Genomic DNA, 14,583 nt, shown 5'->3' on the forward strand with positions numbered 1-14,583 from the left:
AGAAATTTATAATTATTGTTTAAAAATAAAAAATGAAAACTAAATTTATATTCATAATTTTAATAGGAATTATTTTAATGGGGTGTGTTGGAGTAGGTTCCAAAGGAATCTTTGGAACGGGGGTTAGTGTAGCGCTAGACCCAAGAACTGTTGGAACTCAAATTGACGACTCTATTATGCAAAAAAATTTAGCAGCAAGAATTCTTCTTAAAGATAAGAAGTATATTTTAAATATAAAATCTAAAGTTCTTGATGGAAGAATTTTTCTAACAGGAAAAGTAGATAATCCAGAAGAAAAATTACAATTTACAAAACTAGCCTGGGAAACAAAAGGTGCCCGTTCTGTTCGTAATGATATTAAGATTAAAGAAGAGTTTAATTTTAAACAATCGGCAAAAGATATTTTGATAACTTCACAACTTCGAACAGCTTTAATTTTAAATAAAAATATTAAAGCGACTAATTATCAAATAGATACATATAAGAAAAAAATTTACATATATGGAATCGCCATTACACTAGAGGAAAAAGGTTTGGTTATAAGTGAAGCAAAAGAAATATTAGATGTTAAAGATGTTGTTGCTAGTATTATTCTTGTAGAGGATTTAAGAGTTCAAAAAGAATAGTTATTTTTTATAATCAATAACATCTGCTGAGTAAGCTGCAATTGAAGCTAGATTAATTATTTCTGAAGTTGAGGATCTGAGAGGGGCAATTTCAATAGGAAGACCGAGTCCAATAAGTAAAGGTCCGATCACTTTTGTGTCTCCTAAAGTTTTCATCATTTTGTAAGATATAGCGGCACTATGTTGACCAGGCATAATAAGAATATTTGCGTTACCGACAATTTTTGAAAAAGGATATAGTTCTTTGTATTCTGAATTTAAAGCTACATCTGGTTGCATGTCACCATCAAATTCAAAATTTACTTTTTTTTCCTTTAAAATATCCACAGCTTTTCTAATGTGTTTTGTTCGACTGGTTAACGGTTGGCCAAAAGTAGAATGAGAAACAAATGCAACTTTGGGATCAAAACCAAATAGCCTAACTACTCTTGATGTTGAGATAGCTATTTCTGCTAATTGCTCTGAAGTTGGATATTCGTGAACACTTGTGTCACCAACAAATATGTTTTTTCCTTTGTGTACAACCATGTTTAGTCCAAACATAATCTCTCCATCTCTAACATTAACGACTTGTTTAATTTTATCTAGGGAGGCCCCAAAACGCCTTGTATTCCCTGTTACAGCGCCATCTGCATCCCCACAAGCAACCATGCTAGCCGCCCATATAACCCTATCATTCCGAACTAATCTATCACAATCTCTTTCTAGTAAACCCTGTTCTCTTTGTAATTTTTGAAACAAGTGTTTTACATATTTATTTCTTTTGATTTCATCAGTTGAATTTACAATTTCAATATCAAAATTTTCATTGTAACCAATTTTTTTTATTTGCTCTTTTATTTTTTTTTCTTTTCCAATTAGAATTGGAGACCCTAACTTAGAATTTTTAAAAGCTATCGCAGCTTTTAATGTATTTTCATCTTCTCCATCTGCAAATACAATTCTTTTTTGATTTTTTTTAATATAAGAATTAATACCTTGCATTATAGTTACAGTCGGATCAAGCCTCTGTCTTAATTGATCTTTATAAAGATCAAAATCTTCTATATTTTTTCTTGCAACTCCGCTGTCCATAGCAGCTTTTGCAACAGCTGCTGGAATTACACTTATTAATCTTGGATCAAACGTTGATGGAATTATATAATTTTTTCCGTAATGAGGTCTATCACCACCCATAGCTGCAACAACTTCATCGGGGACATCTTCTCTTGCAAGTTTTGCAATCGCTTCAGCTGCAGCAACTTTCATTTCCTCGTTTATTGTTCTTGACCTTACATCTAGTGCGCCCCTAAAAATGTATGGAAATCCTATTAAATTATTTACTTGATTAGGATAATCAGATCTTCCAGTTGCAATAATGGCATCATTTCTTACTGTATTGATTTCTTCTGGTGTAATCTCTGGATCAGGATTGGCACATGCAAAGATTATAGGGTTTTTGGCCATTGTTTTTATCAGTTCTTTTTTAAGAGCACCTTTTGCTGATAACCCTAAAAATACATCGGCATCTTTTATCGCGTCCTCAAGTGATCTTAATTTTGTATCAATAGCATATCTTGATTTCCACTGATCTACACCATCACCTCTACCTTTATAAATTATACCTTTTCTATCTAGCATAATTATATTTTCTTGACGAACTCCTGAGTTTTTAAATAATTCAGTACAAGCTTGAGCTGAAGCTCCAGCACCGTTAACAACTACCTTAATATCTTTAATTGATTTTCCGTTAATATCTAATGCATTTATTAATGCAGCAGTTGTAATTATAGCAGTTCCATGTTGATCGTCGTGAAAAACTGGAATATCTAAAAGATCTTTTAATTTTTGTTCAATTATAAAACAATCTGGTGCCGCTATATCTTCTAGGTTAATCCCACCAAAACTTGGTGCAAAATTTTTAATTGAGTTAATAATTTCATTTGTATCAGAGGAATCAATTTCAAGATCTATTGAGTCGATATCAGCAAATCTTTTAAATAAAACTGCCTTACCTTCCATCACAGGTTTAGAAGCAAGTGCCCCCAAATTACCCATTCCTAATATTGCAGATCCATTACTAATTACTGCTACTAGATTTCCTTTACTTGTATAATCATATGCTGTTTCTGGATTTTCACTGATCATCCTTACAGGAGCTGCTACTCCAGGAGAATATGCTAACGCAAGATCTCTTTTTGTTGTCATATTCTTTGAAGAAATAATCTCTATTTTTCCAGGCTTTTTGTTTTTATGAAAATCTAGAGCTTCTTTATCAGTGTAATGATCAATTTTTGTTTTTTTCATTTTGTTCAACTATCTTAAATTTAATTTAAATTATATCCCTTTTTTAAATTTTTTATTATTTGTAATATCTGATCTAAATATCACGATAATAATTGTACAATTTGGGTAAAATTAAGACTAATATGATTTATGAACTTAGTTAAGTCAACAGGTACATTTGGTTTTTTTACGATAATCAGTAGGTTACTTGGATACCTGAGAGATATTCTTATAGCAATCTTTCTTGGCACAGGTGTTTTGGCAGATGTTTTTTTTGTAGCTTTTAGAATTCCAAATACTTTTAGAAGGTTATTCTCTGAGGGAACATTTAATGCAGCTTTTGTTCCAAGTTATGCTTCAGAAATTGGTAAAGGAAAAAATCAAGCAAATAAGTTTGCTAATGATATTTTTAATTTATTATTTTTAGGTTTGTTTTTTTTAGTTCTTGTTGTGCAAATTTTGATGCCTACATTTGTATCAATTATTGCACCAGGTTTTATTGATGATGTTGATAAAATGGAGGTTGCAATTAATTTGACAAGAATAACTTTTCCATTTTTATTTTTTATTAGTTTGGCTTCATTTTTTTCTGCGATTTTAAATTCACATAATAAGTTTGCTGCCGCATCAGCTGCACCTATTATCTTAAATATTGTCTTAATTGGAATTCTTTTTTTCTCTAGGTCTTTAGGAGATGAACTTGTGTACTACTTGTCTTATGGAGTTTCATTGGCTGGAATTTTACAATTGATATTTTTATATAAATTTGTAAAAAAATATTTTTCTTTAAGATTTAACTTTAAGATAAAAGTCAGTAATAAAGTCAAAATTTTTTTTAAAAAACTCCTACCAAGTATTTTTTCTTCAGGAGTAACGCAAATTAATATTTTGGTTGGAACTATAATTGCTTCATTTCAAGCAAGTGCGGTATCTTATTTGTATTATGCAGATAGAATTTATCAAATAAATCTAGCAATAGCTGGTATAGCGATTGGTGTAGTGGTATTGCCAAGGCTTTCAAAGCATATTCAGTCTAAGAAAAAAGATAAAATTTTATTAATTCAAAATAAAGCTTTAGAATTAAGTTTATTTTTAAGCTTACCAGCATCTGTTGCCTTAATTATTGGTTCTGAATATATAATCTCAGCATTATTTGGTTATGGTTCTTTTAATGAAAATGCTGTTCAAAATTCTGCTAAAGCACTTTATTTTTTTGCAATTGGTTTACCAGCCTTTTCATTAATTAAAATTTTTTCTAGTTTTTTCTTTGCTAACCATAATACAAAAATACCTTTTTACCTTTCATTAATATCAGTAATATTAAATATTATCATAAGCATTTATTATTTTAAGGAAGTAGGCTTTATTATTATCCCGATAGCTACAACAATTTCATCTTGGTTTAATGGACTATTATTATTAATTTTTTTAAAAAATAAAAATCTTTTTGCTTTTAACAAAATATTTTTTGTTAGACTTGTAAAAATAGTAATTGCTTCTTTATTTATGGGTATATTTTTTAATTTTATACTAAGTTTTTTTCAAAATAAATTAGCCTTTGATCAAAATTTAAAATCATTTTATTTAATTCTTAGTGTTGTATTGGGTCTATTATTCTATCTAATTGTTTCATATTGGATCAAAGCTTTTAAAATTAGTGATATTAAACTAAAGTATTAATTAAATGGGAAAAAAAATTTTTTCAGGCGTGCAGCCAACAGGAAATCTTCACTTAGGAAATTATTTAGGTGCGATAAAAAATTTTGTAAATTTAAATAATGATAATGAAAATGAGTGTATTTTTTGTGTTGTAGATTTGCATGCTATCACTGTAAAACAAGATCCAAAAGAATTAAAAAAAAATATAAGAGAGACTGTAGCAACATTTGTTGCAAGTGGTATTGACCCAAAAAAAAGTATAATCTTTAATCAATCAGCAGTAGCTGCTCATGCTGAGGGAGCATGGATATTGAGTTGTGTTGCTCGAATGGGTTGGCTTAATAGAATGACTCAATTTAAGGAAAAAGCTGGAAAAGATAAAGAAAAAGCAAGTGTAGGTCTATATTCGTACCCTGTCCTTATGGCAGCTGATATTTTACTTTATGATGCATCTCATGTTCCTGTTGGAGATGATCAAAAGCAACATTTGGAGTTATGTAGAGATATAGCTCAAAAATTTAATAATGATTTTGAAATAGAAAATTTTTTACAAGTACCAGAACCCTTGATCCAGAAAGAATTTTCAAGAATTATGAGTCTTAAAGATGGATCAAAAAAAATGAGTAAATCTGAATTATCTGATTTAAGTAGAATAAATTTAACAGACACCAAAGATCAAATTGTTAATAAAATTAAAAAAGCAAAAACTGATCCTTTGCCAATGCCAAAAACTGTTAAAGAACTTGATGAAAGATTAGAGGCAAAAAATCTTATTGGAATTTATGCAAGTTTGACAAATTCAAATTTAGAAAAATCAGTTGAAACTTTTGCAGGTAAAAATTTTTCAGAATTCAAAGAAAAATTATCAGAAGTCTTAGTAGGTAAAATTGAACCAATTTCTTTGGAAATAAAAAAATTACTTGATAACCAATCGTATTTAGACAATATCCTCTTAGAAGGAGCTGAAAAAGCCAACCTAATATCATCAAAAAAGATTAAAAAAATTAAAGAAATAGTGGGATTTTAGATAATATTTATTATCAAGTTTTAATTTTTTAAATATTAACTATATATATTCTATGTTTGTTCAAACTGAAATAACTCCTAACCCTAATTCACTTAAATTTTTACCAGGAAAAAAAGTGTCTAACAGTGGTCCTTATGAGATCACAAAAAAAGACGACATTCAAAACGAATTAGTAAGAAATATTCTTTCAATTAATGGTGTAGAAGGAGTTTTTTTAGGAACTGATTTTATTTCAGTAAATAAAAAAGATTCCATTAAATGGGATGAAATAAAACATATAGTAATTTCATTAATTAATGATTTTTATTCTGAAGGAAAAGAGTTTGTAATTGATAAAAATTTAGATGAACAAAATTCGGATTTAAATGAAATTGAGCAGAAAATAGTAAAAATTTTAGATCAAAAAATAAGACCTGCAGTAGCAAAAGATGGTGGAGATATTAAATTTAAAGAGTTTAAAGATGGTATTGTAAAAGTACAATTGCAAGGAAGCTGTTCAGGATGTCCAAGCTCTACAATGACTTTAAAACAAGGTGTGCAGAACCTTTTGTGCCACTATTTACCAGAAGTTAAAGAGGTTGTTGCCATATAGAGTTATAATATGAAGTTAAAAAAAATTAAAAGTTTGAATTTTTTTAAAGAACAAAGTTTGAACAATTTATCAAGAATTGCTCTAAGTAGTTTTTTATTAATTTGTTTTTTTTATATCATGCCAATCTTTATAAACTTTGCTGAAAAAAATCTTAACAATGAAGAATTTACCAATAATTCAAAAAAAATTTTAGCTTATACACTTAATGGTGGTAACTCAAAAAATCAAAAAGATGCTATAAATGAAAATGATGTGTTATTTGATATTTTTAGTTTAAATAATCTAGAGTCAGACACTGTTAGATTAAGTGCTTCTACTATAAAACAATTATTTGACGACACTGGTTACAATCTTAAAGATGTTAGAAAAAAAAAATTAGTAAAACCTGTTGCCTTAACTCTGCTGCCTGCAGAAATTAAAATGATTGAAAATACAAAAAAAAGAAAAGATTTTTTTATTCAAATAATTTTACCTTTGGTAATTCAGGAAAATAACAATATTAAGATAGATAGAAAAACACTTTTTAAAATTATTAACAAAAGTAATAATACAAGTGCAGAAAAGCAGTGGCTTGAAAAAAAATATAAACAATATGGTGTAAACTCAAGGGATCTATCAACATTAAAGATTAGAATGGATGTAATACCAACGTCATTAGCAATTGCACAGGCTGCCAAAGAAACAGGTTGGGGAACTTCAAGATTTGCTCAAGAAGGGAATGCTTTATTTGGTCAATGGACTTGGTCTGGAGAGGGATTAAAACCTAAAGATGCTGAAAAAGGAAAAGGACATAAAGTTATGAAATTTAACGTTCTTCAAGCTTCCGTTAGAGCTTATCAGAGAAACTTAAACACACATTCTTCCTATAAGGATTTTAGAAAGGCTAGAGCAGAGTTCAGAGATTTAGATAAACCATTGGATAGTTTAGAGCTTTCTAAATACCTGAATAAATATGCTGAAACTGGCAATGAATATGTTAAAGTTTTAAAAGAAATAATTACTCAAAATAAATTAAAAGATTTTGATGATGCTAAATTGTTGCCTTCAAGTGTCAATTTAGAAAGTTTAATTTAGTTATTTTTAATTGGAAACTGAATCCCAAACCATCGCCACTTTCCGTCATCATTAAGCGAGCAATTTATTCTACCTCTTCTTGGAAGAAAGGCGCCTCTAAATTTAATAGTCAATGTTTGATCAGAGATGTTGGTATTAGATTTTTTCCATTTTCCTAATTCGTTAGAATAACAATTAATATCTTTTATATTTTTTTGTTCTTTAAAAAACTTAACTTTAAATAGAGGGGGGTTGTTATCTTCATTTAATATTTTTTCTACTGGAAACAATTGTTTATATTCAAGTGGAAATAAATCTATAATAGATTTAAATCTTTTTAAATCACCATAATTTTCATTAATGGGAAACCTTGGAAGTTCAAACTCATTTTTGTTAACGTCAATTACACCAGAATGTTGGCCAAAACCAAATTCAAAGTTTTCAGAAATATAATTTTTAATAAAATTAGAATATTCTCCAAAAGGATAAGAAAATAAACTTGGTACGTAGCCTAGTTTTGTTAAAAATATATTATTAGCTTTTTCAATATCTTTAATAAAATTGTCATTAGAACCATCTATTAGATAATTATGAGCATGAGAATGATGTCCTATTAATGCAAATTCTTCAGCTTCAACTTCTTTTATTTGACTCCAGGTCATATATCCTTTTTTTCCAACTGGTTCAGTTGATACGAATAGAATAAATGGAATCTTATTTTTTTTTAAATATGGCCAAGCTTCCAAGTAAAAAGACTGAAAAGCATCATCTATCGTTACAAGAATTTCTTTATTTTTTTTTGGGGTTTTAAATTTTTCTTTAAACTTATTTGGATCAAAAAAGTTATAATCTGATTTTTGTATCATTTTTATTTGCTCTTTAAAAATACTCATCTGAATGTTTGTAGAAGGATATTTGTTCTCATTAAAACGATGATACATTAATGATAAAATACCTTCATCATTAGAATAATATTTGATACTACTGTCATCTGAAATAGAACTTGTAATTATAAATAGATTAAAAATGAACAAACTTATTATAGATGCTACAAATGAAAAAATTTTTTTAATGATCATTACTTCAGATAATATTTATAATATTACTTGCGAGAATACTAAAATTAATTATGAAAAATTAACTATAATTATTAATAATTTTCTAATATCCAAAAATTTTAAAGTATCTGATATAGGTGTAATTTATATTAACATGGGACCTGGAAGCTTTGCAGGAGTAAGAAATTCTCTATCTATAGTTAAAGCCTTTAATATTGTAAAAAAAATTGATTTTTATTGCTATAGTTTGAAGGATTTTAGTGGTGAAGATGATGTAAGTTATGAAAATATCCCTAATTTATGTAATAAGTTTAAAATTAAAAAAAATTTGATTAATCCTATTTATATAAGTTAAAATTAAATATGTCAGAAACGATTGAAGATAAATGCTTATCCAAAGGTGTTAAATTAACAGACCAAAGAAAAGTAATAGCGCAAGTAATGTCGCAATCAACTGACCATCCAGATGTGGATGAATTGTATAATAGAGTTTCTAAAATTGACTCAAGAATAAGTATTGCAACTGTTTATAGAACTGTAAAATTATTTGAGGAATCGGGAATTCTGGCTAAGCATGAATTCAAAGGAGGAAAGGCAAGATATGAGGAATTAAATGAAGGACATCATGATCATTTAATAGATATTAAGTCAGGCGAAATTATTGAATTTGTGGATGAGGAAATTGAAAAACTTCAAAAAAAAGTAGCGGAAAAATATGGTTATAAACTTGTAGACCATAAACTTGAATTATATGGGATAAAGAAAAAATCTCAGTAAATGAAAAAAAAAATTTTTATCAAAACGTTTGGTTGTCAAATGAATGAGTACGACTCAAATAGAATATACGATTCAGTAAAAAATATTGGTTTTGAAAAAACAGAAAATTATGAAGATGCAAATTGTTATTTATTAAATACATGCCACATACGTGATAAAGCTAAAGAAAAAGTTTATCATGAAATAGGAAGAGTTAAAAAAATTTTCAGATTAAAAAAAAAACCACTAGTAATTATTGCTGGTTGTGTTGCGCAGGCAGAAAATCAGGAAATGCTAAAAAGAGAACCTTACATTGATCTTGTAATTGGCCCACAAGCTTATCACAAAATTAATGATACAATTTTAAATCATATAGAAAAAAAGAAAAAAATAGAAGAAACAGAATTTGATGCAATTTCAAAATTTAAATATTTTAATAAAATTAAAAATGACTCAGGTAAAGTTTCTTCATTTTTAACAATCCAAGAAGGTTGTGATAAGTTTTGTCACTTTTGTGTAGTGCCGTACACAAGAGGCCCAGAATATTCAAGACCTTTTAGACAAATTTTGGATGAGGCAAAGTATTTAGCAGACACTGGCACACAAGAAATCATTTTACTTGGTCAAAATGTAAATGCTTACAATGATGGAAGATATAGATTGTCAAATTTAATATTAGAAATTGAAAAATATTCTGAAGTTAAAAGAATAAGATACACGACATCACATCCAAAAGATATGACAGATGATTTAATTGAAGTTTATAAAAAATCAAAAAAACTTATGCCACTAGTCCATTTACCTGTTCAAAGCGGATCTGACAAAATTTTAAGTCTTATGAACAGAAAGCATACTATTAATAATTATTATAAAATATATGATCAATTAAAAGAAATTAACCCTAGTATTCAATTTTCTAGCGATTTTATTATAGGTTACCCAGGAGAAGAAGAAGATGATTTTAAGATTACCCTTGAGCTTATTAAAAAAATTAAGTTTATAAATTCTTATTCTTTTATTTTTAGCCCAAGACCAGGAACAGTTGCAGCAGATTTAAAAATAATAGATAAAAAAATTTCTATGGAAAGATTAGAAAAAATTCAAAGTCAATTATATGATAATCAAATACATATGAATAAATCGCTGGAAGACAAAACAATTAATGTTTTAGTTGAGAATTTAACAGAGGATAAAACCAAAGTTTTTGGTCGATCTGAATATATGACATCAGTTATTTTTAATGGTAAAAAAGATGATGTTGGAAAAATTGTGTCAGTAAAAATCAACAAAAGCAATCGAAGCACCTTGTTTGGTGAAAGAGTTTTTAGTTCTAATAAAAAGGTAGCATAAAAATTGAATAGCTTAACAAAAAAAAATAGTGACACTTCATTGAAGTTTGTTTATTCGGACAACAATTCTTTAAGTGTTATTTTTCATGATAATGAACTTTTAATTGGTGTTGTAGGTGAATTTAATAAAAATTTAAAAGAATTAGAAAAAATTACAGAGACAAATTTATACTCTAGAGGCAATTCTATTTTAATTAAATCTAATCCTGAAAAAAATGAGGTAGTTAAAAATGCTATTAAATTTTTAGCTAATCAATTTATTAATAATGGAAGTATAGAAAACAAAGATATACTTTCTTCAGTAGATAATTTTATGATTAATGAAAAAGTTAAAAATAATAATGTTACGGATATAATTAAAACTCCAAAAAAATCTATTATACCAAGATCAGAAAAACAAAAAGATTATGTAAGAGCTTTAAGACAAAGTGATATTATAATTTCTGCAGGCCCAGCAGGAACTGGTAAAACATTTTTAGCAGTAGCTGTTGGTCTTACAATGTTGTTAGAAAAGAAAATTGAAAGAATAATTTTATCTAGACCAGCTGTTGAAGCTGGTGAAAGGTTGGGATTTCTGCCTGGTGATATGAAGGAAAAAGTAGATCCTTATTTAAGACCCTTATACGATTCTTTGTATGATCTTTTTGATTTTGAAAAAATTCAAAGAATGATTGAAATTGGTGATATTGAAATTGCACCGCTTGCTTTTATGAGAGGAAGAACACTTAAAAATTCATTTGCAATTTTAGACGAATCTCAGAATGCAACTGATACTCAAATTAAAATGTTTTTAACTAGAATTGGAGAAAATTCTAAAATAGTTGTTAATGGTGACCCAACTCAAATTGATTTACCAAATAAGAATATGTCTGGTTTAGTTAGATCAAAAGAGTTATTGGGCCATTTAAACGAAATATCAGTAGTTGATTTTGATCATTCAGATGTTGTTAGACATCCACTTGTCTCTAAAATAGTTAAAGCTTACTCAAAAAATGATTAATATTGACGTTTTCTCAGAGGAGAAAGCTTGGTCAAAAAAACTTAAAAAAAAAGAACTTTTCTTTAAAAAAATTTGTGGTTTGTTTCCAAAAAAATACCAATTTTCTAACAAGAGAGTTAGCCTCACTTTACTTCTTTCAAATAACAAATGTATTAAAAAATTAAATAAAGATTTTAGAAACAAAAATAAGTCCACTGATATCTTGTCATTTCCTTTATCTAAAAAAAAATTAATTACCAAAAAAACTTATATCGGAGACATTATAATTAGTTATAATTTTATTAACAAACCTAAATCGCAAAATATCAAAAATTTTAAAGAAAAACTAATTAAAACTTTTATACATGGATTTCTTCATCTACTTGGTTTTGATCATGTTAAAGATAAAGACTATAAAAAAATGCTAAGTGAAGAAGAAAAAATATATAAATCAGTAATTTCAAAAATTAATTAGATTGATAAAAAAAAATTACATTGAAATAGTATTTCTAATTATTTTAGGGTCAGCCTCATCTTTAAGTTTGCCTCCTTATAATCATTTGATAATAAATTTTTTTACTTTTAGTGCTTTTTTTATATATCTATTAAAAAAATCTAAGACTATCCAAAGTAAAAAAATTTTCTTTTTTTATGGATGGTTGTTTGGATTTGGATTTTTTTTATCAAGTTTGTATTGGATATCGATATCACTAACATTTGATCAAAATTTTAAATTTTTAATTCCTATAACCATTGTTTTAATACCAGCATTTTTGGGAATTTTTTATGGATTGTTTACCTTGTGTTTTATTATCTTAAAACCTAAAAAGACTGTAAGTTCTTTTTTCTCTTTTTCATTGTTTTTTGGAATTTTTGAATTTTTAAGAGGATCAATTTTAACTGGATTCCCTTGGAATTTAATAGCTTATAGTTTTTCAAATCATTTAGAAATTTTAAGTATCACTTCTGTTATTGGAACCTATGGATTTAATTTATTCTGTATTTCATTGTTTACTAGTCCTGCAGTTTTTATATTAAGGGATACAAAAAAAGATATAAGTGTATGTATTGCTTTTTTAATTATGCCACTATTATTTTATATGTATGGATCATCTTATAAAGAAACATTCGATACATCAGATGTTATTTCTTACAATTATAAAATCAGAGCTATTGGTGCAAATATTAGTCTTGATAGATTTTACTCAAATATTGATCCAGCTTTAGTAATAAATGATTTGATTGAAATAAGTGAGCCTATAAAAAATGAAAAAACTATTTTTGTGTGGCCAGAGGGAATTCTTCCAGAAATTTCCCAAAAAGAATTGTTTGAATATAAATGGTTATTTGAAAAGAGATTTGATAAAAATCACTTATTAATAATCGGTATTAATAATCAAACAACGAATAAAGAAAGTATCGATTATTTTAATTCTTTATCTATTTATGATCATAATTTAGAATTATTAAATTTTTACAATAAGGTGAATCTTGTCCCTTTTGGCGAATTTTTACCTTTTGAAAGTAATTTAAAATTTCTTGGTTTAAGGTCAATTACAAATAATTATCAATCATTTTCAAAGGGAAATAGAAGAGAAATTATGGAGATTAATAGAGAGGGTTTTTCTATAAAAATATTACCATTGATTTGTTATGAGATAATTTATTCGGGTAAAATTTTTACTAATTCAAATTTCGATCTAATAATTAATATTTCTGAAGATGGATGGTTCGGTAGCTCAATAGGCCCTAAGCAACATTTTACCCATAGCATTTTTAGAGCAATAGAAAGTGGTAAATATTTATTGCGCTCAGCAAATAATGGAATTGCAGCTATTATCAATCCATTAGGTATTGTTGAGCAAAAAGTTGAATATGGTAAATCAGGTTATGTAGATTTTAAGGAGGCTAAAAAAATACAACCAACTTTATTTGCTAAATATGGAAATAAAATCTTCATAACTTTAATTTTATTATATATTTTTATATTTTTTTCATTTAATAAAATTAAAAATGAGTAATTTAAAAAATTATCTTTTCACAAGTGAGTCAGTATCCGAAGGTCATCCAGATAAAGTTTCTGATAGAATTTCAGATATGGTTGTAGACAGTTACCTTTCTGGAGATCCTTTCTCAAGAGTTGCGTGTGAAACGCTTACAACAACTAATAAAGTAGTTTTAGCGGGCGAAGTTAGAGGACCTGAAATAAAACAAGATGAATTAATTGAAAAAGTTAGAAATTGCATAAAAGATATTGGTTATGATCAAGAGGGATTTACCTGGAGAGAAGCAACTAAAATAGAAAGTCATCTTCATTCACAATCCGCTGATATTGCAATGGGCGTGGATTCAGCTGGTAACAAAGATGAAGGAGCTGGAGACCAGGGTATTATGTTTGGTTATGCTTGTAATGAAACAGATGTTTTAATGCCCGCACCTATTCATTACTCACATAAAATTTTACGATTAATGGCAGAAGATAGAAAGTCAGGAAAATTAAAAAACATAGAACCAGATAGTAAAAGCCAAGTTACTTTTGAATATGTAGATGGAAAACCTACAAAAGTAAAATCTGTAGTAATATCTTCTCAACACTCAAAAGATGTTAATCAAGCACAAGTTAGAGATTTGTTGAGACCTTATATGCTGCAATCCATTCCATCAAATTTTCTTGAAAGTTTTAATGAAGATGAATTTTATGTCAATCCCACAGGTAATTTTGTAATTGGTGGTCCTGATGGAGACTGTGGATTAACTGGAAGGAAAATTATAGTAGATACTTATGGTGGTGCAGCGCCTCATGGTGGTGGTGCGTTTTCTGGAAAAGACCCAACTAAAGTGGATAGATCCGCTGCATATGCAGCAAGATATATTGCAAAAAATATTGTTGCTTCAAAAATTGCTGACAAGTGTTTAATTCAATTAGCTTATGCAATTGGTGTATCAAAACCATTATCAATTTATGTTGATTTATTTGATAATGATTTGGATAAAAATAAATTTGTTGTAGATAAGATAAATGAAAATTTTGATCTGAGCCCTCGAGGAATTAGAGAGATGCTAAATTTAAATAAGCCAATATATGAGAAAACAGCTGCATACGGCCACTTTGGAAGAACGCCAGAAGACAATGGTTCATTTTCTTGGGAAAAAACAGATAAAACAAGTCATTTTTCTAAATAGTTTCTGTTGAATTAAAAAAAAACTTTACTATATTGC

At 27.7% G+C, this 14,583-nt stretch carries 14 protein-coding genes; 12 read left to right on the forward strand and 2 right to left on the reverse strand.

Going from position 1 to position 14,583, the window contains the following annotated elements:
* The first annotated feature begins 32 nt into the window (after nucleotides 1-32).
* Entirely contained in the window at nucleotides 33-626 is a 594-nt protein-coding gene (locus tag ACIJYE_RS07110) for a BON domain-containing protein (protein WP_435090266.1), read from the forward strand.
* Here ACIJYE_RS07110 and ACIJYE_RS07115 read toward each other — a convergent pair whose 3' ends face one another.
* Complete coding sequence (locus ACIJYE_RS07115; protein ID WP_435090267.1) at nucleotides 627-2,912, reverse strand: NADP-dependent malic enzyme; 2,286 nt, start codon at nucleotides 2,910-2,912, stop codon at nucleotides 627-629.
* Nucleotides 2,913-3,041: 129 nt separating this feature from the next.
* Between ACIJYE_RS07115 and murJ the strand changes: the two genes are divergently transcribed.
* From murJ to ACIJYE_RS07135, 4 genes are read left to right on the forward strand one after another with little or no spacing between them, the layout of a single operon-like run.
* Nucleotides 3,042-4,571 (forward strand): murein biosynthesis integral membrane protein MurJ, encoded by a 1,530-nt coding sequence (gene murJ / locus ACIJYE_RS07120; RefSeq protein WP_435090268.1) that lies wholly within the window; start codon nucleotides 3,042-3,044, stop codon nucleotides 4,569-4,571.
* 4 nt (nucleotides 4,572-4,575) lie between these two features.
* Nucleotides 4,576-5,577 carry a tryptophan--tRNA ligase gene (trpS, locus tag ACIJYE_RS07125; RefSeq protein WP_435090269.1) on the forward strand — a complete coding sequence of 334 codons (1,002 nt, stop codon included), beginning with the start codon at nucleotides 4,576-4,578 and terminating at the stop codon, nucleotides 5,575-5,577.
* A gap of 52 nt (nucleotides 5,578-5,629) precedes the next feature.
* The gene (locus tag ACIJYE_RS07130; RefSeq protein WP_435090270.1) at nucleotides 5,630-6,169 is read left to right on the forward strand and encodes a NifU family protein; all 540 of its coding nucleotides are present in this window, start codon (nucleotides 5,630-5,632) and stop codon (nucleotides 6,167-6,169) included.
* Between the two features lie 9 nt (nucleotides 6,170-6,178).
* The gene (locus ACIJYE_RS07135) at nucleotides 6,179-7,243 is read left to right on the forward strand and encodes a glucosaminidase domain-containing protein (protein ID WP_435090272.1); all 1,065 of its coding nucleotides are present in this window, start codon (nucleotides 6,179-6,181) and stop codon (nucleotides 7,241-7,243) included.
* Here the strand turns inward: ACIJYE_RS07135 and ACIJYE_RS07140 are convergent.
* Complete coding sequence (locus tag ACIJYE_RS07140; protein ID WP_435090274.1) at nucleotides 7,240-8,301, reverse strand: polysaccharide deacetylase family protein; 1,062 nt, start codon at nucleotides 8,299-8,301, stop codon at nucleotides 7,240-7,242. The two genes, ACIJYE_RS07135 and ACIJYE_RS07140, sit on opposite strands and share 4 nt — an antisense overlap.
* Between ACIJYE_RS07140 and ACIJYE_RS07145 the strand changes: the two genes are divergently transcribed.
* The 7 genes from ACIJYE_RS07145 to metK are packed head-to-tail and all read left to right on the forward strand — an operon-like array spanning nucleotide 8,294 to nucleotide 14,547.
* On the forward strand, nucleotides 8,294-8,635 hold the full coding sequence (locus ACIJYE_RS07145) for a peptidase M22 (protein ID WP_435090275.1): 342 nt from the start codon (nucleotides 8,294-8,296) through the stop codon (nucleotides 8,633-8,635). The two genes, ACIJYE_RS07140 and ACIJYE_RS07145, sit on opposite strands and share 8 nt — an antisense overlap.
* An 8-nt stretch (nucleotides 8,636-8,643) precedes the next feature.
* Entirely contained in the window at nucleotides 8,644-9,057 is a 414-nt protein-coding gene (locus ACIJYE_RS07150; protein ID WP_435090277.1) for a Fur family transcriptional regulator, read from the forward strand.
* Nucleotides 9,058-10,386, forward strand: a complete 1,329-nt coding sequence (gene miaB, locus ACIJYE_RS07155) for a tRNA (N6-isopentenyl adenosine(37)-C2)-methylthiotransferase MiaB (RefSeq protein WP_435090278.1) — start codon at nucleotides 9,058-9,060, stop codon at nucleotides 10,384-10,386.
* Between the two features lie 3 nt (nucleotides 10,387-10,389).
* Nucleotides 10,390-11,385: a PhoH family protein gene (locus ACIJYE_RS07160; RefSeq protein ID WP_435090280.1), complete on the forward strand. Its 996-nt coding sequence runs from the start codon at nucleotides 10,390-10,392 to the stop codon at nucleotides 11,383-11,385.
* Nucleotides 11,378-11,839 carry an rRNA maturation RNase YbeY gene (ybeY, locus tag ACIJYE_RS07165; RefSeq protein ID WP_435090281.1) on the forward strand — a complete coding sequence of 154 codons (462 nt, stop codon included), beginning with the start codon at nucleotides 11,378-11,380 and terminating at the stop codon, nucleotides 11,837-11,839. Before ACIJYE_RS07160 ends, ybeY begins: the two co-directional genes overlap by 8 nt.
* A 1-nt stretch (nucleotide 11,840) precedes the next feature.
* A complete protein-coding gene (lnt, locus tag ACIJYE_RS07170) occupies nucleotides 11,841-13,385 on the forward strand; it encodes an apolipoprotein N-acyltransferase (RefSeq protein ID WP_435090282.1) in 1,545 nt (514 codons plus the stop codon).
* Nucleotides 13,378-14,547 carry a methionine adenosyltransferase gene (metK, locus tag ACIJYE_RS07175; protein WP_435090284.1) on the forward strand — a complete coding sequence of 390 codons (1,170 nt, stop codon included), beginning with the start codon at nucleotides 13,378-13,380 and terminating at the stop codon, nucleotides 14,545-14,547. The genes lnt and metK overlap by 8 nt, the downstream gene beginning before the upstream one ends.
* Nucleotides 14,548-14,583: the final 36 nt, after the last annotated feature.

Source organism: Candidatus Pelagibacter bacterium nBUS_30 (assembly GCF_051201245.1).
Taxonomy (GTDB): Bacteria; Pseudomonadota; Alphaproteobacteria; order Pelagibacterales; family Pelagibacteraceae; genus Pelagibacter.